This is a genomic window from Psychrobacter sp. JCM 18903, from assembly GCF_000586475.1.
Taxonomy (GTDB): domain Bacteria; phylum Pseudomonadota; class Gammaproteobacteria; order Pseudomonadales; family Moraxellaceae; genus Psychrobacter.
The window spans coordinates 188,194-209,469 of the sequence record NZ_BAWJ01000004.1 but is presented as its reverse complement, the minus strand read 5'-3'; the positions used below and the strand labels follow the sequence as shown (position 1 = coordinate 209,469).

General features: G+C 44.0%; 16 protein-coding genes and 5 pseudogenes. 9 read left to right on the top strand and 12 right to left on the bottom strand.

Annotation, left to right across the window (positions count from 1 at the left end; genetic code table 11):
- Nucleotides 1-262: 262 nt before the first annotated feature.
- On the bottom strand, nt 263-829 hold the full coding sequence (locus TT12_RS04560) for a DNA glycosylase (RefSeq protein WP_353511612.1): 567 nt from the start codon (nt 827-829) through the stop codon (nt 263-265).
- 403 nt (nt 830-1,232) lie between these two features.
- Here TT12_RS04560 and upp point away from each other — a divergent pair, with 403 nt between their 5' ends.
- Together upp and TT12_RS04550 are read left to right on the top strand one after the other, a co-directional pair.
- Entirely contained in the window at nt 1,233-1,880 is a 648-nt protein-coding gene (upp, locus tag TT12_RS04555) for a uracil phosphoribosyltransferase (protein WP_045445969.1), read from the top strand.
- Nucleotides 1,881-1,960: 80 nt separating this feature from the next.
- A complete protein-coding gene (locus TT12_RS04550; RefSeq protein WP_045452468.1) occupies nt 1,961-2,713 on the top strand; it encodes an SDR family NAD(P)-dependent oxidoreductase in 753 nt (250 codons plus the stop codon).
- 24 nt (nt 2,714-2,737) lie between these two features.
- Here TT12_RS04550 and TT12_RS04545 read toward each other — a convergent pair whose 3' ends face one another.
- The 4 genes from TT12_RS04545 to tyrS form a co-directional block, all read right to left on the bottom strand.
- On the bottom strand, nt 2,738-2,986 hold the full coding sequence (locus TT12_RS04545; protein WP_227678984.1) for a hypothetical protein: 249 nt from the start codon (nt 2,984-2,986) through the stop codon (nt 2,738-2,740).
- Nucleotides 2,952-3,107: a hypothetical protein gene (locus tag TT12_RS16620; protein WP_227678983.1), complete on the bottom strand. Its 156-nt coding sequence runs from the start codon at nt 3,105-3,107 to the stop codon at nt 2,952-2,954. The genes TT12_RS04545 and TT12_RS16620 overlap by 35 nt, the downstream gene beginning before the upstream one ends.
- A gap of 190 nt (nt 3,108-3,297) precedes the next feature.
- Nucleotides 3,298-3,528 carry a DUF1653 domain-containing protein gene (locus TT12_RS04540; RefSeq protein ID WP_045452466.1) on the bottom strand — a complete coding sequence of 77 codons (231 nt, stop codon included), beginning with the start codon at nt 3,526-3,528 and terminating at the stop codon, nt 3,298-3,300.
- Nucleotides 3,529-3,658: 130 nt separating this feature from the next.
- Nucleotides 3,659-4,870 carry a tyrosine--tRNA ligase gene (gene tyrS / locus TT12_RS04535; RefSeq protein ID WP_045452465.1) on the bottom strand — a complete coding sequence of 404 codons (1,212 nt, stop codon included), beginning with the start codon at nt 4,868-4,870 and terminating at the stop codon, nt 3,659-3,661.
- Nucleotides 4,871-4,989: 119 nt separating this feature from the next.
- On the opposite strand from tyrS, the pseudogene TT12_RS18200 reads away from it, so the two are divergent.
- From TT12_RS18200 to TT12_RS04520, 3 genes and pseudogenes are all read left to right on the top strand, one after another.
- Nucleotides 4,990-6,328: pseudogene (locus TT12_RS18200) on the top strand (anhydro-N-acetylmuramic acid kinase).
- A gap of 96 nt (nt 6,329-6,424) precedes the next feature.
- A pseudogene (gene fabF, locus TT12_RS04525) lies at nt 6,425-7,802 on the top strand (beta-ketoacyl-ACP synthase II).
- Between the two features lie 115 nt (nt 7,803-7,917).
- Nucleotides 7,918-8,754: a hypothetical protein gene (locus tag TT12_RS04520; protein WP_045452464.1), complete on the top strand. Its 837-nt coding sequence runs from the start codon at nt 7,918-7,920 to the stop codon at nt 8,752-8,754.
- Between the two features lie 124 nt (nt 8,755-8,878).
- Here TT12_RS04520 and TT12_RS04515 read toward each other — a convergent pair whose 3' ends face one another.
- From TT12_RS04515 to TT12_RS04495, 6 genes and pseudogenes are all read right to left on the bottom strand, one after another.
- The gene (locus tag TT12_RS04515; protein WP_045452462.1) at nt 8,879-10,696 is read right to left on the bottom strand and encodes an aminopeptidase P family protein; all 1,818 of its coding nucleotides are present in this window, start codon (nt 10,694-10,696) and stop codon (nt 8,879-8,881) included.
- Nucleotides 10,697-11,093: 397 nt separating this feature from the next.
- Nucleotides 11,094-12,655 (bottom strand): annotated as a pseudogene (locus TT12_RS04510) (peptide MFS transporter).
- Between the two features lie 354 nt (nt 12,656-13,009).
- Nucleotides 13,010-13,153, bottom strand: a complete 144-nt coding sequence (locus TT12_RS16615) for a hypothetical protein (RefSeq protein WP_243443372.1) — start codon at nt 13,151-13,153, stop codon at nt 13,010-13,012.
- Nucleotides 13,154-13,224: 71 nt separating this feature from the next.
- Nucleotides 13,225-13,446 carry a hypothetical protein gene (locus TT12_RS16610; RefSeq protein WP_243443371.1) on the bottom strand — a complete coding sequence of 74 codons (222 nt, stop codon included), beginning with the start codon at nt 13,444-13,446 and terminating at the stop codon, nt 13,225-13,227.
- A gap of 180 nt (nt 13,447-13,626) precedes the next feature.
- Nucleotides 13,627-15,209: pseudogene (lnt, locus tag TT12_RS04500) on the bottom strand (apolipoprotein N-acyltransferase).
- Between the two features lie 242 nt (nt 15,210-15,451).
- Nucleotides 15,452-16,351, bottom strand: coding sequence for a CBS domain-containing protein (locus TT12_RS04495; RefSeq protein WP_045445952.1), 900 nt, complete (start codon nt 16,349-16,351; stop codon nt 15,452-15,454).
- Between the two features lie 261 nt (nt 16,352-16,612).
- Here TT12_RS04495 and TT12_RS04490 point away from each other — a divergent pair, with 261 nt between their 5' ends.
- Nucleotides 16,613-17,974: an Lnb N-terminal periplasmic domain-containing protein gene (locus TT12_RS04490; protein WP_045452460.1), complete on the top strand. Its 1,362-nt coding sequence runs from the start codon at nt 16,613-16,615 to the stop codon at nt 17,972-17,974.
- 60 nt (nt 17,975-18,034) lie between these two features.
- Here TT12_RS04490 and TT12_RS04485 read toward each other — a convergent pair whose 3' ends face one another.
- Nucleotides 18,035-18,526 (bottom strand): YcgN family cysteine cluster protein, encoded by a 492-nt coding sequence (locus TT12_RS04485; protein ID WP_243443377.1) that lies wholly within the window; start codon nt 18,524-18,526, stop codon nt 18,035-18,037.
- 315 nt (nt 18,527-18,841) lie between these two features.
- Here TT12_RS04485 and TT12_RS04480 point away from each other — a divergent pair, with 315 nt between their 5' ends.
- The 3 genes and pseudogenes from TT12_RS04480 (at nt 18,842) to TT12_RS04470 (ending at nt 21,269) form a co-directional block, all read left to right on the top strand.
- The gene (locus TT12_RS04480) at nt 18,842-19,582 is read left to right on the top strand and encodes a dienelactone hydrolase family protein (protein WP_045452456.1); all 741 of its coding nucleotides are present in this window, start codon (nt 18,842-18,844) and stop codon (nt 19,580-19,582) included.
- A 286-nt stretch (nt 19,583-19,868) separates the two neighbouring features.
- A pseudogene (locus tag TT12_RS19035) lies at nt 19,869-20,659 on the top strand (SDR family NAD(P)-dependent oxidoreductase).
- A gap of 139 nt (nt 20,660-20,798) precedes the next feature.
- On the top strand, nt 20,799-21,269 hold the full coding sequence (locus TT12_RS04470) for a hypothetical protein (protein WP_045445942.1): 471 nt from the start codon (nt 20,799-20,801) through the stop codon (nt 21,267-21,269).
- The last annotated feature ends 7 nt before the right edge of the window (nt 21,270-21,276 follow it).

The following is a 21,276-nucleotide window of genomic DNA, read 5'->3' as shown; positions in this document are numbered from 1 at the left end:
CTTCAAGTTAATTGGGTTATTAATGTGTAATCTACACACTAGTTACTTCCAGCTCGTCTTGATGAGGGCGTATTATAGAGGGTTTGAGTCTTTAGTCAAGGGCTATTTTAGCTTAATTTGAATAAATTTGATGGTTAGACTAAATTAGCAGGATGGCGACGCTACTTTTTCTTCAATCGGGCGGCAGTGTATGAGGTCTTGAGCAAGGATAGCTTTTTTTCCTTAAAATTTCTTACCTCTTTCTATAAATGGCAACTTTACATTACAGCTTGCCTATCTTTTTGAAGAATTCTTTATAAGCAGCGACTTTTTTATCTAAGGCTAAAGGATAGGCGCGTGACGTTGAAGGCAACCTATATAAGGTAAGATTATTTACATCCACTTTTCGATTGTGATCGTTTTGCCATTGGTAAGGATAATCCATACTTTGATTGGTCTTAGGATACTTGGATTTAGCAGGTGGCTCGGCTAATAAACCAAGCAGCACTTCTGTTGCTTTACCGCCCGTGGTAAATAAGGTTTCAACCTGTGGCACTTGTGGCAATATACTATCTAGGTCAACGGGTGTGACGACGGTTAAGTTCTTATCTGAGGCATTGCCCGTTTCACGAATCGCTTGCTTGACGGTCGGACAAGAAGCAATTCCGCGCTCGAACATAAAGGCGCGAATACGCTCAGGATCAAAGCGCTTCTCATCCCCTACTCTAAAATAATCCACGTCATCAAAAAAAACACTACCATAGATACGCCACATGTCATTGTAAAAGTTTGGATAGTGAAATGGCATTGCCCATTTATCAGCGGTCGGTGGAAAAGTGCCCATCATCATTACCGTAGCATTAGGTGGTAAAACGGGAACGAACGGATGCGTTTCTACCTCTGTTGCTTGGGCTTCAGATAATATTAAGCTGTTATCGGTTTTATGCGTATTATTATGAGTGTGATATGGTTGTGTAGTCATAAGATTCTTCATCAGAAAAGCGGTTTTTTTGCTATCATAGCAAGCCTAAACACTGCTTCATTTATTAGGGCGCGATTATAGTCAAACATAGTCGGCTTAAATAAGACCAACCCTGCTATAAATATATTTAGCTTACTTTATTATCAAAGTAGCAAGCTTACTATTTGTGAGACAGATATAAGGTTGAAGTGCAGTAAGTGTTTGTATCTTTTATACTAATGGCAACCGCAGTAACTGCGCAAGCATCAGACCAAAAACCAAGAGAAACCTTATGAGCGACTTAAAAATCACCGTCATTGATCACCCGTTAGTCCGTCATAAACTCAGCCTTATGCGCGAAAAAGACTGTAGCACTTATAAGTTTCGCACGTTGACCAAAGAGCTTGCACGCTTGATGGCGTATGAAGCAAGCCGTGATTTTGAAATCGAAACCTTCCCAATGCAAGGCTGGTGTGGTGAAATAACAGGTGAACAAATCATCGGTAAGACCGCAACGATTGTACCGATTTTACGTGCGGGTATTGGCATGTTGGACGGTGTGCTCGATTTGATTCCTACAGCAAAAATCTCTGTCGTCGGCTTGCAACGTGATGAAGAAACCTTACAACCGGTGCCGTTCTTTGAAAAGTTTGTCAGCCATATGGACAAACGCCCAGCCCTTATCATTGATCCAATGTTAGCCACTGGCGGCTCAATGGTTGCGACCATCGAGATGCTAAAGAAAAATGGCTGTACCAATATTAAAGCATTGGTATTGGTTGCGGCACCTGAAGGCGTACGTGTGGTCAATGAAGCGCATCCTGATGTGACCATTTATACTGCCGCATTAGATAGCCATTTAGATGAACATGGCTATATCATCCCAGGTTTAGGCGATGCGGGCGATAAAATCTTTGGTAAGCAATTATTCAACAAGTAAGAAAAAGCAAGTAAATCAAGACTAGCCGTCATCGTAACACCCATGACACAGGTACAAAACATCAATGATAAGGATATAAGATGAACGTATTGATTACAGGAGCAAGCGCAGGTTTTGGTAAAGCGCTGGCCGAGCGTTTGGTTGCCAATGGTCATCGCGTAATTGGTTGTGCCAGACGCCTAGATAAGCTGAATGCTTTAGCAGACACTTTAGGCGAAGCATTTTTACCTGTGGTCATGGATGTGAGTGACACGGCTACTATCCCGCAAATCATTGCTGATTTGCCTGCTGACTTTAAGCAAATCGATGTCTTGGTCAATAATGCGGGACTGGCACTCGGTACAGAACCTGCGCAAAATGCCAGTCTTGATGATTGGATGCGTATGACTGATACCAATGTGAAAGGGTTGATGGCACTGACCCATGCAGTCTTGCCAGCAATGGTAGCGCGCGATAGCGGTTATATCATTAATGTCGGTTCAATTGCTGGCAGTTGGCCTTACTTTGGCGGTAACGTCTATGGCGCGACCAAAGCCTTTGTCAAACAGTTTAGCTTAAATCTGCGCGCGGATCTCATCGGTACGCAAGTGCGAGTGACCAACCTTGAACCGGGTAATGTCGCGGGTACTGAGTTTTCAAACGTGCGTTATCATGGCGATGACGATAAAGCTGCCAAGGTTTACGACGGCTTTAAAACCATGACCGGCGATGATATTGGCGATATTTTATTGTGGCTGATTGAGTCGCCTGCTCACATCAATGTCAATCGCTTGGAAGTAATGCCTGTCGCGCAAACTTATAACGGGCTGACGATTGCTAAGCAAGATTCTTAAAATTTTAGCTGACCGTTTGGCTCACTAACGTAATTCATAAGACCGAAGCAATATAGTCTCATCTATATTGCTTCTTTTTTTGCCTTTGATATTCATCTCATTAACCAAGCGCAATTCTTGAAAGTCTAAAATTAGCAACTCATTACGCAAGCGCTCGCTGGTACGTTTATTATGGCGTATCGGAAATCCCAATACTTGCTTACCCCTAATCACTATCTGATTAATAATCATGGTCGGATTATTCATCGTAGCTTTTGCACTTAACTTCAGCATCTGGCACCTCCTCTGCCATAAGAATCGATAGTAATAACGCCTGCGGATTGGTAAATGTTTGCTGCTGCCAAAATTGTGGATATAGGCTGCTATCAAGCAATGGTAACATCGACTTGCCCATAGACTGATATCCTTATTAATCATTTAGTACATATAGTATCTATTATATATATCCCCTATTACAATCATTTGCTAGCGAATAGCGGCATAGAGTGCGTGCTTGAATTCATTTGACCGCTTCATTTATATAAAAAAGCGTCCTTAACAGACGCTTTTTATTTGAGCAATAAGTTTTAAGTGTTTTTCCGACCTTAATCAGCTAAGGCTTTAACCAACTCAAATCGTGGTAATTGCTCACCGTCAACTTCAACAGTTTCCGTAAACATCGCTAATGGTCGCACCCATACGCCATACTCGCCGTAGAGACAGCGATAAACGACTAGCGATTCTTCGGTTTCCGAATGCTGAGCAGTATGCAATACTTGGTAAAGGCTGCCTTTATAATGGCGGTAAATACCTTGGGGAACCGTTTTTTCTATCATGATTGAATCCTAATTTGTTATAAATTCACGAATCAAATACTGTCACAATAAATTCATATCGCAAAATAAGTAAGGCCGACAATCAATGTCGACCTTATCCTTAATACCAATAGCTTGTCCCAGTCACTTATTAAGCTACCGTCACTTTCGCATATGCTTTTTTGCCTGCTTGGATAACGACTGTCTGACCAGACGTTAAGCTAAAGCTCGCATCGACCACTTCGCCATCTACTTTTACTGCGCCGCGCTTAATCATGTCTTTAGCCGATGAGCTATTTTTAGCCAGTTCCGCTTGGTTTAAGATTTGCGTGATAAATAATGCGTCCTGCCCTTCCAAATCTAAGGTCACTTCTGGCAAATCAACAGGCAGTTCACCATCAGCAAGCACGTTACCTGCTGACTTGTGAGCAATGGCAGCAGCATCGGCATCGTGGAAACGCTCGATTAATTCTTCAGCAAGAATACGTTTGATTTCTTGTGGGTTGCGACCATTTTCCATCTCTGCCATTAACGCTTCAACTTCTTCCATCGGCTTAAAGCTTAAAAATTCGAAGTAGCGACGGATTAAGGTATCTGGCATAGACAATAGTTTTTGGTACATGGTACCCGGTGCATCATAAATGCCGACATAGTTATTCAGGGATTTAGACATTTTATTGACGCCGTCTAGCCCTTCTAAGATTGGCACCGTAATACAAACCTGCGGTTCTTGACCGTAACGACCTTGCAGAGTACGCCCCATCAAAATATTAAAGGTTTGGTCAGTACCGCCAAGCTCGACGTCGGCTTTTAGGGCGATAGAGTCATAACCTTGCACCAATGGATATAAAAACTCATGAATCGCAATGGGCGTTTGCGCCGCATAGCGTTTAGAGAAATCATCGCGCTCAAGCATACGCGAGACGGTCAACTGGCTAGAAAGCTGAATCATGTCACCGGCTGACATATCCTTGAACCATTCAGAGTTAAAGACAATCTTGGTTTTTTCTTTATCCAAAATTTTAAAGACTTGCTCAGCATAAGTCTGCGCATTGACTTTGATTTGCTCGTCGGTCAATGGCGGACGGGTGCTGTTCTTACCAGACGGATCACCAATCTTGGCAGTATAATCACCAATTAGAAAATAAATTTCATGACCCAAGTCTTGAAAATGTTTCAGCTTATTAATCAGCACGGTATGACCCAAATGCAGGTCAGGTGCGGTAGGATCAAAGCCTGCTTTGATACGTAGTGGACGATTCAGTTTTAACTTCTTAACCAAATCTTCTTCAGATAGGATTTCTTGCGTACCGCGTTGGATCAGGGCAAGCTGTTCTTCTAGGGTGTAAGTTTGCGTGGTCATGATGCTCTCTTTATTGTCTTTATTAAAAGGGTAACGCGTTTGGGCTATTTAGAGTTTCGTAGCCAGTAAAAGATGTTAGAATTTGAGAGATATACTAGCGTTTTTTAAGGTAAATTGCCATGACCAAGCCCGTATCGATTGACGATATTCAGAATACTCCTGACACAGATTTAGGTTTAGAGATGAGCTTAGATAGTCGTCTAGATAATATTGATGATTTAAATTATGCCACTTTGACCGACGCACTCGAGCAAACGGTGTTTGAAAACTTCGATGATGGCTTATATATCGGTATGATGTCCGGCACCAGCTTAGATGGTATGGATGCGGTTCTTTGTCAGTTTAGTAGTGATAGTAGTGCTGAAACAGATACCCAGCAACCGATGCGACTGTTAGCAACTCATAGCCAAGAGTTTCCGCCGCGTTTGCGTAAAGTGTTATTGGCTTTATGCCAGCCTAATGGTGTTCAAGAATTAGTACCTGCAGAGGGTGAGCCAAACAGCGAATTAGACTGGTTCGGTTGGGCAAGTAAAGAATATGCTGAATTTGCCAGCGAGGCGGTCAATAATTTATTGCAGCAATCGAATACTGATGTAGAGTCGGTGTTGGCGATTGGCTGTCACGGTCAAACGGTACGCCATCGTCCGCAATTGGGCTTTAGCTTGCAATTGCTCGATGCCAATATCATTGCTGAGCGTACTGGCATTAGCGTCGTCAGCGATTTTCGCCGCCGCGATATGGCGGTTGGTGGACAAGGAGCGCCTTTGGTTCCAGCTTTTCATCAAGCGTTATTTGCCACGCCTGATAGCACGTGCGTGTTATTAAATTTAGGCGGTATTGCCAATATCACAGTCTTGCCAGCAAGCGATAGTCCTGTGATTGGTTATGATACCGGTCCTGCCAATTTATTGTTGGATGCGTGGACAGCGTTGCATACGTATAAAGATTATGATGCTGGCGGCGCATGGGCACAGTCTGGACAAGTGGTTGAGCCGCTACTTAATCAGCTAATAGAACATCCGTTTTTTGCGCGAACGTATCCGAAAAGCACGGGGCGTGAAGATTTTAACTTAGTATGGCTACAGGATGAGCTGCAAAAGTTCGATCAGGCATCTGCATATTCGCTATTCGTCAGCGGATGTGCAGGCGACGCTTACTGAGCTGACAGCGATGAGTGCCAGTATGCAAATTAATATGTTTATTAATGCTCATGAAAATAGCTCGGTTTACGTCTGCGGTGGCGGTGCATTAAACGATTATTTAATGACTCGCTTGCAAGCGCATCTGCCCCATTGCACGGTAGAGACCACCGCAAGCTTAGGGCTGAATCCAGCGTGGGTCGAAGCCGTCGCCTTTGCATGGCTCGCACGGCAAACCCTGATGGGCGAAACTGGTAACTTACCAGCGGTCACTGGCGCCAGTAAAGGCGTGGTTTTGGGTCAGGTTTGTTTCGCCTGACTGGTCAAATTTTAGTTTACACACGTGCACTTATGTGTTTTATAATGAATTCTGAAATACCCTCCTCTTAGGACTCGTAAGTATAGGATATATCGCATGAGCCAACACAGCAGTTCACTTACTGATCAAGCTACCAATGATGCTAGCGCAACAGCAGAGCATCAACCGCGTCAGAAACCACCGCACTATGAGCGTAGCGATGACTTGCGCGTCGTAATTACGGGTATGGGTGCATTGACACCTTTGGGACTCGACGTCGATAGCTCATGGACTAAGCTGCTCAATGGTGATAGCGGCATCGCGCCAATTACACATTTTGATGCTACTGGCTATCGCGCTCAAATTGCTGGTGTGGTCAAAGATTTCGATGCCAAGCAATATATGAATGCCAAAGACGCGCGACGCTATGATGAATTTATTCATTATGGTATTGCCGCCTCTAGTATGGCATTACAGAATGCTGGTTTTATCGATGAAGTAAGTGCTGCTGATGCACCTGTACAAGGGGTTAATCAAGAGCGATTCGGCATTATTTTAGGCTCAGGTATTGGTGGTATCCAAACCATTGAAAACAGTCGTGATACGCTACGAGAAAAAGGCGCTTTGAAAGTTTCGCCCTTTATCATTCCTGGCTCTATTGTAAATATGGCAGCAGGCTTAGTGGCGATTAAACATACCTTAAAAGGTCCCAACCTTGCGACATCGACGGCTTGTACCACCGCTACCCATGCGATGGGTCTCGCTGCACGTTTGATTGCTTATGGTGATGCCGATGTCATGCTAGCAGGTGGTAGTGAAAAAGGATCAAGCCCACTTGGCATATCAGGTTTTGGTGCCATGCATGCCCTCTCAACTCGCAATGACGAGCCAACCAAAGCCTCGCGTCCCTTTGACAAAGACCGTGATGGTTTTGTGCTCGGTGATGGCGCGGGTATGGTGGTACTAGAAAGCCTCGCTCACGCCAAAGCACGTGGTGCAACCATACTCGCTGAACTGGTCGGCTTTGGGATGAGTGATGATGCCAGCCACATCACAGCACCGCCTGAAGATGGCAGCGGTGCGGCACGAGCGATGCGTAATGCCCTAAATGATGCTGGCATTGAGCCATCGAGTATTGGTTATGTCAATGCTCATGGCACCAGCACCCCTGCGGGTGATGTCGCTGAATCTATTGCTATTGAAACCGTTTTTGCCCCAGTTAAAGACCGCATTTTGGTCAGCTCAACCAAATCGATGACGGGTCATTTGCTTGGTGCCGCGGGTGCTGTTGAAGCCATATTCACCGTCCTTGCCTACAGCATCAGCATGTGCCACCCACCATTAATTTGGACAATGTGGAAGACAACTGTAACCTCGACTATGTCGCCAACCAATCGCGTAAAGTTGAAAACCTACACTATGCCGTATCCAATAGCTTTGCTTTGGTGGTACCAATGGCTCGTTAGTATTTGCGCGCTGGCCCGTGAATCATTAAGGTATAACACTCACCATATCGGTCGTTGTAACCTTGGTGTCAGATTTGCTACGTTTGTCCACTTGCAGCCCCTTATCGTATTTGCGTATGATAAGGGGTAATTTTTGGAACATTTATGGACGATACCATGTCAAGCTACTCATTTTCCCATCAGTTTTACCAGCGCTGGACGTGTGCGCCTGAGCCTATTCGCGCAGCAATTACCCAAGAGCTAAAAGACATCACCACCTTATTGCAAAACGATACCCCATTTGAAAGCTTTGTCTTTAATACTCATGATTTGGATACCCACATCGATGAGCTCTACGAAAACCATGAAGCGGAGCAAGCCATCGCTAAAGTCATTACTGACAAAAAGGCCGAAGAGCAAGCGACTGCTGAAAAACAACAGCGAGAAGAAGAACAACAACAAAAAGTAAAAGCGGCAGAGGATGCCAGATTAAAAGAAAGTGCTAGATTAAAAGAAGTAGCAGATACCGCGCAAAAAGAACAACAGAAAACTGAGCAAATAGCCGCTGAGAAGAATAATCTTGCTGATAAAACGACCGCTATGAACACCAATGATGCGAGTGATTCAGAATCGCTCAGCATTGATAACACGGTTGAAAAAAACCAAGATGTTGAAAAATCGGCTGCGACGCAATCTAGTTCTGAGAACAAAACCATCAGTGAACATGCTAATGTCGCTAATGACAAGCATATCAATGACGACCACAGCATAAAAGCGGTCAATGACAAAGCCAGCGCCGCCATCAAACTGGCACTGAAAGATGCAAAACTGAGTACTACACATCAAGAGATGATCCGTGAGTTGGAAATGCAAATTGATGACTATCTCAGTGAGCAAATGATGCTGATGTCTGAGAATTTAAAATCTTGGTTACGTGCTGAAGTGACTCAAAATCTAAGCGAAGATGAAGTAGGAACTGACAAAGAGTCTAAAAAAAGCTAAACGCTGCGTCCTACGCATCACCTTTTAGCAATAAATCCTTAGTAACAAATTCCTAGTACTAAAAAACCCCCGTAAACTTTACGGGGGTTTTTTCATTTTAGATTCGTCGATATGAGCGTTTCCTTTAGATAGCCTTAGTACGCTCAGTCAGCCATTCAAGTGCCGCACCTTCAACGCGGTCTTTTAGCTCTGCATAGACTTGGCTATGATAGTCGTTAAGCCAGTCAATCTCTACTTGAGTTAATAATGACGACTCAATTAAACGAGTATCAATTGGGCAATAAGTGACGGTCTCAAAATTAAGAAAATCGCCAAATTCCGTCTCTACTGGTTGGGCAACACGTTTATTAACCATCAGGTTCTCAATACGAATACCGTATTTTCCTTCACGGTATAGACCAGGCTCATTACTTGAGATCATGCCCTCTTTCATAGCGCGCTCTTTCGGCATGCTGGCACTATAAGCAATCACTTGTGGGCCTTCATGGACGTTCAAGAAATAACCAACGCCATGACCAGTACCGTGACCATAATCCATCTGTGCCTGCCATAATGGTGCACGGCATATCGCATCGATGAGTGGTGAAGCGATACCATCGGGGAAATGTGCTTTTGCTAAGGCAATATGGGCTTTGAGTACGGTGGTAAAGTCACGTTTGTGTTCGCTGCTTACCTGTCCAATACCGACCACACGAGTGATGTCTGTGGTGCCGTTTTGATACTGAGCGCCTGAGTCAATCAGTAACAATCCGCCTTCGCCCTCGGCCACATCTAGGTAGCTAAATTTTTCTGGTGTTGCGCGATAATGTGGCAGCGCACCATTTTCATTAAAGCCTGCGATAGTCGGGAAACTTGGCGATACATAATGTGGCTGCTGACTGCGCACTTCGATGAGCATACTATCAACGTCCAGCTCGCTTAAACGCTCACCGTCTGCTAAACGCTGCTCAAATGTGGCAAAAAACTCACTTAATGCCGCGCCATCTTGACGCATGGCTTCACGCACATGGTCGATATCAGCGTCAGATTTAACCGATTTTAGCAAAGTACTTGGCGCCATTTGCTCAATAAAACCTATGCCATCGCCCATTTTAGATAACGTACCCACTGCCACTTTACTTGGATCTAATAGCAATAAGTCATCAGCAGTCAATGTGCCCAATGCATCTTGCACAGCATCATAATCAGCAAGGGTGATACCGCTGTCTTTTAAGATTTGTGCTATCTCGCTACTGACTTTATTATTATCAATAAACAATGTCGCGTCATGTTCGCTAATGAGCATATGTGCCAAAAACACAGGGTTATAATCAACATCAGCGCCGCGTAAATTGGTCAACCAAGCAATATCGTCTAAGCTTGAAAGCAAGTGATGGGTTGCGCCTGCCTCAGCCATACCTGCGCGTACAGCGGCAAGTTTTGAGGTAGCAGACTGCGCGACAAACTGCGCATCGTGTTGATATAGACTGGCGGTTGGTAGCGCTGGACGATCGCTCCATATTTCTGTCAATACGTCACGCTCAGTGATTAAGGTAATATCATTGGCATCAAAGGCATTTAACAATCTATCCTGCTCAGAGATAGACAATACATTGCCGTCGACTGCCACGCTATCACCCTCAGCCAAGTGCTCGGCGAGCCAATCAATATGATTTGGCTGACCCGGTGCAAGCTTCTCTAAGCTAATACCAGTACCTTCTAATTGGTCAGCGGCATGTACCCAATAGCGGCTGTCCGTCCATAATCCAGCAAAATCAGCGGTAACAACGAGCGTACCGACTGAGCCTGTGAATCCTGATAACCATAAGCGCGCTTGCCAATATTCTGGCAAATACTCAGATAAATGCGGATCAGCAGACGGTACGATAATCGCGGTCAGATCTTGTGCTACCAACGCCTGACGTAGGCTGTCGATACGATCGTGGATGCTTTGTTTATTCATAAAAGGTGTCCTTATTGATTTTAAAAAATAAGATTTGGAAAAATCATATTGTGAGGCGACTATGGATAGTCGTCTTATTTGAGCGAGTAAACTGTTTTAGGCGTTTGCTATTGATCATTCACTGAATGCTCACCACCTAAACCTGCGTAAGACGCTCAATGTCTTAAAAATTAAAATATTATCAATGACCAGATAGATAAGGCTAATTATTTTTAGGAGCATTACAGCAGAGCATTATTAGATGTTTGGGCGGAAAGCGGACTTTCAATAGCGTGGGGGCAATAACTTACTAAGTGTCACCATAAAACGTGCTACCAATCATGGTAACACGTCTCGCCATCTAACATTTTTGCTGGTATTGCTATTGATACTAAATCACGTTAACCGTGTGTCTGAATTAGCTCAGCTTATCTGCACGCTCGCTTTTTTGCAGCATATTATTGATCGGTTTGGCTAATGCCAATAAGACAACGGCTGTGACCACCAAAAAGATCGTCATCATCGTAAATAAGCCCGGCAACCCTTCGATCTTATCCGCTGATACTTGACCACCAAAGAACGCAGCAACCAAATTACCTAAAGCGAGAGAAGCAAAGAAAAGCCCCATCATCTGACCTTGCATGCCTTTTGGCGCAAGCTTAGTCATTGCAGACAGACCAACAGGACTGAGCGCCAACTCACCAAGGTCAGCAATAATAAACTACCCACCAACCATAAAGGTGAAGCCAATCCACCGTCACTAGTCAAAATGCTTTTTGAGGCAAATATCATCAAAGCAAAGCCTGCAGCGGCAAACAACATACCAAGCGCAAACTTCACCATACTATTTGGCTCAAGGCCTCGATTGGCAAGCTTGACCCAGACAATGCTGATGATCGGTGCTAATATTAAAATAAATAAGGGATTAAGCGATTGGAACCAAATACTAGGCACTTCAAAGCCTAAAACATTCAGGTCTGTATAGCGATCAGCGAACAAGTTAAAAGACGTTGGCTGCTGCTCAAAGCTTGACCAAAATAGCGTCGAGCCGATGATTAAGATAAAACAAATTAACAAACGCAGCTTGTCAGTTTTGTCCAATCGCGGTGAAATAAACATGACAGCAAAGTATAATATGACGACTGCGGCAATGAGGTAAGTCATATACTGAGCAACCATTTCAGGGTTAAATGGCATAATACCAGTCGACACTAAGACAGTAATGGCAGCAAGTAGCGCGAGAAACCCGCCAACCCAGCGACCTACATTTTTGAAACGTCCAGTCGTTTGTTCCCATTCAGGCGTAATGTTTTTGGCACGAGCATAACGATTTAAGGTTTTTTTAGCTGAAAAACGATAAATCAATAGTGAAGCTAACATGCCAAGACCACCGACACCAAAGCCTACATGCCACATACCTTTTTCTTTAAATACGCCAACGATAAGGGCAGCCAGTAGCGCACCAATATTGATACCCATATAAAATAGAGTAAAACCACTATCACGGCGTGCATCGCCTTTGGGGTACAACGTTCCGACCATCACGGAGATACAGGTTTTAAATAAGCCTGAACCGAGAACGATACACATCAAACCCACAAAAAACAGCGTCATCCCAAGCATAGCCGATAGTGCGATACACAAATGACCAAGGGCGATAATAATACTACCCCACCAGAGTGCACGCTCTTGACCGAGCCAATTATCAGCCAACCAGCCACCCGGTACTGCCGCTAAATATAACGAACCAGCAAAAATACCATAGATAGCAGAAGCTGTAACTTCATCGAAACCAAAACCGCCACTACCGACGGTCGCTACCATAAATAATACTAATAGTGGACGGATACTATAATAAGAGAATCGCTCCCACATTTCTGTGAAAAACAATGGACGTAGCGGCTTAGGGTGCCCCATAAATCCATTATCTAGTGCTGCCAATTCAGCAGCACTAACCTCTGACTTTGATTCTGTACTCATAACTTTATTCCTTTAAAGACCACTGTATTAACGACCAAATATATAATTATCCCGACAAGCGGTCATATAGGCGCATCATTGTTTCACTTGGATATAATCAAGTAAAGAAATAATTGGTCAATAATTACACAAATACCCACAAAAAAGCCCGCTATCATTGGCTGAAAGCGGGCTTTTATTTTTAGCATCAATGGCAGTGATGACGATGCTGTTGTGCTTATGGTATTACAATAATATTGCCATAATACTTAGGTTTTAAGCAAAAACACTTAGGCTTTAAGCGAAAATACTTGGACTTTAAGCAAAGCGGTTTGTCGAGCCATGCTTTAAAAGTATAGCATCGACTTACGTATATTACTGTGCGGCTACCGCTTCATCAGTGGCATCACCCGCTTCCAAATCACCGTCTGCTTGCTCAGCCGTTAGATCAGCATCTGCAACCGCAGTTTGACTGACTGTGCCAGAAGCAGTGGCAGTACCAGCTTCTGCGGTAACCACAGCGCTATCAGTATCGGTCGCTGGGGTTACGCTTGCATCTCCAGCAGTATCAGTCGCTGTAGCATCCGCAGCTACAGGTACTGTTTCAGCTGGCGCAGTGTCTTCAGCAGCAATCGCTTCTGCTTCATCAGCCGCCGCTGACGTTTCGGTCTCTCAGCAGTAATGTGCTCGCCTGCTGGACGCAAAAATCCAGAAATACCAATAAGTAAGACGATACCTAAAAATAAGGCAACACCGCCTAAAGCAAATAAGAACTCTTTCTTAGGGTTGTTTTCGACAATATGTTCTGACATACCTTATCCACCTTGCACAAAATATTTAAAATATTGGTCTATTATATCGCAATTCGTACCGATTTGTTAAAACCCTTAAGTATTTAAAGGATTTATTATCAACAAACTTTGCCACTCGCTTTTGTGGTTAATTCTCATAACTCATTCGAGCGATTCATTATCACTGGTAATAATAGCCAGTTATTTTAGCGACTTACCCAAACGCGGTTGCGGCATCCCACGCTTACCAAAGTAGCTCAAGACAAGTAACAGCGTAATGATAAAGAGAATCGGATAATTACCGAAGCTCATAAAAGGTGTATTACCAACCCGCGCCTGAACATCACCGCGCAATACGGTGCGCTCAAACTGCGGTGCACGCTCGACGATACGACCTTTATGATCGATGATCGCTGTCACGCCCGTATTGGTCGCGCGCATAAACCAACGCCCATTCTCTAGCGCGCGCATCTGCACCATTTGCAGGTGTTGCAATGGACCTGCCGACGTACCAAACCAAGCATCGTTTGAGATGGTCAATAAGAAGTCCGTGCCAATCGCGTTTTTACGAGTGGTATCAGGGTAAGCCACTTCATAACAGACTGCTGAGCCCAAATTATGACCACGTACACGCAGCGGTGATTGGTTGTCACTACCACGACTATAGCTCATGATTTCTTGACTACCAGCAAGGTTTGGCAAGATATCCAACATGCCTTCGAAGGGGATATATTCACCAAATGGTACCAGACGCTGCTTTTTATACATCCCCTCAGCATCACTACCTAGCGCAACCACGCTATTATAAAATGGCGGATATTTATCTGTTTTTGGGTCAAAGTTTTCTAAATCTCGATAAGGAATACCTGTTACCCACGTGGTATCTGTTTCTTTGGCCATTTTAACCATTTCACTGATAAAGCCAATCGCTTCATCTTGAAACATAGGAATCGAGGATTCTGGCCATAAGACGATATCGCGATCCCACTCAGTACTTGTCAGAGTTGCATAAATTTTCAGGGTTTCTATTTGATATTCGGTGAGCCATTTTAAATCTTGTGGAATATTACCTTGGATTAAGGACACGGACAAATCAGGCGTGCCTTTTGGTTTTGTCCATTGCGGATTAATCAACCATAACGCGCTGCTAATGACCAACAATGCTATCGACGGAATCATATATCCGCCACGCGACGCAATAGCTCAACCAAACTAGCTGCCAATAATACCGCCACAAAAGACACTGCAAAGACGCCAGCGACTGGTGCTAATGATGATAACCAATACTGCTCCGTAAAGGCATAACCGACAAACAACCACGGAAATCCAGTGAACAGCCACGTTTTCAGCCACTCTTGGAGTATCCATAGCGCCGCAAACGACAACGGCTGACGACCGACCATACGGTTGAAAACCAACGCCAAAAAGCCATGGAATAACCCCATGCCCAGACCCATCAGCGCAATCATAATCAGCGCAAGCCATGCTGGCGTATCGCCATAGACATGAATAGAGGTGTATAACCAAAATGCACCAACGCACCAAAGTCCCGTACCGTAAGCCTGACCGATAAGAAAAGCACGCTTGCCACTCATATCAGGCATCAGTAAGGCGTATAAAATAGCAGGCGACACTAGCGCCAGTGGCCAAATGCCATAAGGCGCCAGTGCAAATATAAACACCGCCCCTGCCAGCAACGCAATCAATACCGTCAGCGCTATAGGCAAACCCTTGGGCTTATCAGGGTTCAGGCGTTTTTGTAAATCAACAGTAGACAGGCGCATAGCAGTTATCCAAAACCATATTTTTCAAAATTTTAAGCGTCAACATTCAGATGAAAACCAAGCTGAAGCAGACCGTATTGTGTTTCGTACGGTATCTAAAAGTTAAACCCGCCTATGATACCAGTCTCAACCCATTAATAGGTAACATTGCGTAGCAAATACCCAATAGCAAACACAAAAAAACACGACCGCAATCGTGTTTTTTGAGTATATCAAACAATGTTTAGGTCGCTATCGACACATCAATGACTGCCTATCAATATTTGCTGATCAGGATTGATTTTGGTGAGCTCAAGATTTTGGATAAAACGCCCTTCAACATCAGTAATAGTGATTTTCCAATCATCTATCACCACGCTTTCACCTTCCAAATCGCCCACATAACCAAGCGCCTGCATGACTAGACCACCCATGGTATCGACATCCGTATCATCAAAATGACTGCCAAGCTCATCATTACAGTCTTCAATCACGGTAGACGCTTGCACACGCCACGTATTTGGTTTTTCAGGATCAGCGACGATGTTATTGATATCACTGTCTTCATCGAAGTCATCATGCTCATCAACGATGTCACCCACAATCTCTTCAAGCAAGTCTTCCATGGTAACGACACCGCCAAAGTTGCCGAATTCGTCGACGACAATCGCCATATGTACTTGGGTACGCTGCAATGAGCGTAACAAGGTATCAGAACGTGCCGTCTCACTAATATATAGCGGCTGACGTACCAGATCTCTCAAACGTTTGCTATCGATTTTATCTTCTTGATCGCGCACCATATGCACAAGAATAGGAATCAAATCTTTTGCCAATAAAATGCCAATGACGGCATCATCATCTTGACTGTCAAAGACAGGATAGCGCGAATGGGTGGTCTCAAGGATGATATCCATCACCTCAGCGAGACTGGTGCTTTCGTGCAGCCCAACCACTTGCGGGCGCGGAGTCATGATTTCGCGCACTTGTGTCGCAGGCAGATCCAGCACGCCTTCTAACATATCGACGGTATCAGGCTCTAAGAACTGGCGCGAGTCTTGTACCAGACGAATCAATTCGTCACGGGTTTCGGGGGCGGTCGATAGCCAGCGTTTTAAGCCGCGCATCGACCAACTACTCGGGCTGGGAGTGTCGTCAGACATGGTGATGTGATTTAACCTCTTTAGTTAATAACAATTAAAATAATACGTAAAAACAATAATACGTAATAACAAACGTAGATGGGGATGAATGCAGCAAATAAAACTGATCTTTGATTATTAAATTATAAATGGAGCAGATCAAAGTAGCTTCACTTTAGCGCAAGGCTCACCGACATTCAACGATAAATTCACTCAAATTGTATTGTCAGTACGTTATAAACTTTGCTATGGTCAAAGCCTTCACACACCAAAGCACACCCTATGTCGCTACGTTCCTTTTTCTCTCGCCTGCTCACGCCGCACTCACATAGCCATTGTTCAGATAACGGCTTGGACACGCTTGAGCCAAATAATCATGGTTCGGATAGACACGGCTTAAAAAATAACACTGCGAATGGTCGCCAACCGACACCTACATGGCGATATTATCTTGTACAGCTTTTCATCATTATTACCTTGCTACTGTCAGCCGTTTGGTTATTGCTGGCGATTTGGTATCAGTTTGGGGCAAGCTCTGCCATCACTTGGTTAGCCGCACTTTTCATTGTTGGTGTACTCACAGCTTTACTGAGCGTTCGCTATTGGCCGAAAATAGCTCAGCGCTTTGATCATAAACAACGCAGCAGTAAACCATGGAGCAACAAAGCAACCATAAGTAGCAAGTCAGCAAATAAATGGTTAACCGCTTTATATGGCGCTATTTGGTTGGTAGGCGTTGGCTGGTTTTTTTCTATTGAACCCCAGCAAGAGCGCGACTGGATGGCTGAGGTAAGTGAAAGAGTCACTTACGAGCGCGATGCAACCAATCCTGATTTAGTGACCCTAACCAATGTACGTAACTTTGATTGGCATACCGACACAGAGGCGACCGAACGCTGGGACACACGTACCATTGATATGTCCAAACTGTCTGGTGTCGATGTCACCAATTCTTACTGGATGGGTCCACTGATTGCCCATACGTTGGTCAGTTTTCGTTTTGAAGACGATAGACCGCTTGCTTTCTCATTTGAGATTCGTAAAGAAGAAGGCGAGTCGTTTTCGGCATTGGCAGGGTTTTTTAGACGCTATGAGCTGAGCCTGATTGCCGCAGAAGAGCGCGATATTATTTATACCCGAACGAATGCGCGTGGCGAGCAAGTTTATCTATTTCCCGTTAGCAACTTGCAGCAGCACGAGGTCAAGTCACTATTTGAATCTTACTTAACCGCTGCCAATGAATTGAATGCCAAGCCTGCTTGGTACAACACATTACTCAGTAATTGCACCAATATCATTTTTTATATGGCGCGTATCGTCAGTGGCGATCGCCTGCCGTGGGATTATCGGATTTGGGTCTCTGGCTGGCTGCCAAATTATCTATATGATGTCGGTATGCTTGACGCTAATCCAGAAAAGACTGGACAGCCGTGGTCAATGGATACGTGGTACGAGCGTACCCATATCAACTCAAAGGTTAAAGGATTTAATAATCAAATCAATCTAGAATCTGGCGTTAATAGCAACGAAAACAGCCGCGAGTTCTCTCAGCAAATTCGTCAGAACATTCCTATCCCGCCATTGGCTGACACGCAAGAAGATGCTGAGGCAAAAGCCAAATCTGCAGCTCAGGCTTCTTATTAAAATCAAGTAGCATTGTACTTTTGCCCTGCAATAATACCAACGTCACTGATGTCACCGATTTCAGTAACTCTCAGTATTATCAAGCTTAACCCAGCTGATCACCCGCTCCTCCATCGCTTCATCAGACATACCAGTCTCAGAAACACAGCGCCCAGCCACGCCAACATTGGCAGCACGCATTTGTTGCTGCGTTACCACTGCATCTTGGGTCAATAACAAATGCCAACTTGGCAAATTTTGTCCTTTATACAAACGCTTATAGGCGCAGTGCGAAGGCAACCACATCATCTGCGGCAGATTGTCCATGGTCAGCTGAATACAGTCTGGTACATGCTCTTGACGCGTGTCATAGTGCTGACAATAACCCGTCGTACAGTCCATTAGCTGGCAAGTCACATCGGTATACTCGACCAACTCTTCATCCACATCGCCATTCTCATCTTCGTCAATATACTTAATCAAACAGCAGCTGCCACAGCCATCACACAACGCTTCCCATTCGCTATGATTGAGTTCTGACAATGCAAAGCGCGACCAAAAATTCGGACGCAATGTGTCATTGAGTTTACTGTCATGGTCGCTATTGCTGTTGCTTGCATTACCACTGTCAGGAAATAAGCTCACAGCTGATTTTTCCGTGACTTTTAGCGGCAAAGTTGCGTCAGAGTCTAGGTGGGCTGCACAGTTGTTTAACAAATTTAGTGTCATAAAGGTGCCGTAGCATTTTGATAAAGAGCGTTACAGTATTATAGCTGTTTTTGCCTAGGTTGAGCGTTAAGGTAGTAAAAGTAAGAAAAACGATGTCGCAAAAACACAGACAAATCACCTTTATAACGTAAAACTTCTCACATAAAAAAGGATAATAATATGTCAATTAAGACTTTTGAATTAATCAGTACCACCGAAAACGGTGTCCAGCTTATCAGCTATGTGGCATTGCCAGAAAATGCATCTGACGACCATCCTGTTGCAGGAATTTTAGTAGCGCCAGAATGGTGGGGTATCGTTGATCACCCAAAATCAGTGGTCGAGCGCTTGGCAGAAGCAGGTTATGCTGCCGTCGCAATGGACGTGTACGGTGAAGGCAAGCTGACCACCGATGCGGCACAAGCGAATATATGGATGGAGCAAGTATTAGAAGATCAAGATATGCTGATGGCGCGCTGCCGTTTAATCCTTAATGACTTTAGCGACCAACTAGCCGTTGATGGTGACAATCTAGCAGCGATTGGCTTTTGCTTCGGCGGTAAGGTCGTCCTCGATATGGCGCGCGAAGGTATGCCCTTAAAAGCGGTTGCCACTTTCCATGGCAACCCGACACCAAAACAGCCAGCGGATAAAAACTTCACCGCTAACGTATTGGTTGCTCACGGTCGCGATGATTCAATGGTATCAATGGAAGCAATAGAAGGTCTAAAATCAGAACTAGATGCTGCTGGTGTTGACTATATTATCGATGTTTATGACAACGCTAAACATGGCTTTACCAACCCACATGCCGATGAGCGCGCTGCTAAAAATGAGGTTGATCTTGGCTACAACGAAGCCGCTGCCAAGCAAAGCTGGGAAAACATGCTTGAATTTATGGAAAATAACTTAGGTAAATAACTTAGGTAAATAATCTTTGAATCAGGCATATCAATAGCTGTTTTCAGGTTATTAACACACTATTTATCAACCCCTATCTATTAACCCAACATATAGCAGAGTGCGCCCGCCGCACTCTGCTTTTTTATCGTAAACAAATCCATATTGGTCATTACACACTTACAAAGGCTTACTATTAGTAAGGATTTAAGACGCTAATATGGTTATTGCACAGTCGTGATTCATATAATCGGTCACACCGCTTGCTGATAGCTCTCTAATCACTCACTAATAATAAGGTAAAATCATGAAAACCATCCAACAACTATTCGACTTTCATCATAAAACCATCATTATCAGTGGTGGAGCAGGCGCTATTGGTAGCGAGGCGGCACGGTTTTTAAGCTCATTAGGAGGCAACATTGTCCTCGCTGATTTAAATGAAGATAAAGTGAAGCAAATTGCCGCTGATATCGAAAAAGAAACAGGCAATACAACCTTAGGCATGAAAACCGACTTTACTGACGAGACGCAAATTGCAGCCTTGGTCGATGCAACTATTGCAAAATTCGGTAAGATTTCTGCGGTAGTCAACAACGTCGGTTGGGGTGCAAATACGCCTTATGGGAATCTACCACCGAAAAAATGGTCAATGCGTATAAGCTCAATACCTTGGGATCTTATCATTTGACTCGTTTATGTATGCCGTATTTAAAACAAGAAGAAAATGCCTCTGTGGTATTTTCTGGATCCATGGTTGGCAATACACCATCGCCAGAATTTATCGAATACAGCACAGCTAAAGCGGGCTTGCTAAATATGGTGAAAAGTATGGCGGTCGCATCAGGTCCTGAAGTGCGCTTTAACTCATTAATTATTGGTACAGTAGATAATGGTGCTTCCTCTGAAGAAGCCGGTTATACCCAAGAGATGATCGATAATGTGGTCAAAGGTATCGTCCTAAAACGACGTGGCCTGCCAGCAGATATCGCTCAAGCGATGGCATTTTTATTAAGTGATGCAGCGTCTTGGATTACTGGTGCTGAACTGACCGTCAATGGAGGCGGTGTTTACAAAAGCAAAATGCCAACCTCATAAACTCAGCCATCATTTTAATCATAAATTTATAAACGATACATACTAGGGCGTGTTGAGCATTCGACCATACTGGGTAGGATTTTATCTACTCAGTATTTTTTATGCATAAACCTATTCGCTTGGACTTGGAAAATAAACCATGGCAACAACATTAAACGCAAAATTGCTAAAAGGCGCTATGCTTACTGGCGTAATCAATGCTTTCATTAACGGCGGCATACAATATTTCTTCTTAAAAACATACTCATCAATCGCAATATCTGTTGACTCTATTACCAATAATGAAGACACGGTGCTCGGTACCTCCGTTACCTTATCGATTACGTTAGCCATGATTTTAACTATGGTGGCTTATTTTGGTATCAAAGAAAAAAAAGTAGCCTTCTTTCCAACCGCTTTTTGGTTGACGATAAAGCATGGATTTTTCACCTTTGGGGTATTAACCTCTCTTGCTGTACTATGGCAAAAATACGCAGGTACAGTCGAAGTATCTTTGATTTCAGCTTTAATTATTATCGGTGTTATTGCAGGTATCGTCTCAGGTATGGTGAATTATCTAACCCTACGTGAATGTACATTATCAGAAAGACATAAATTATATGCCGCATAAATATCTT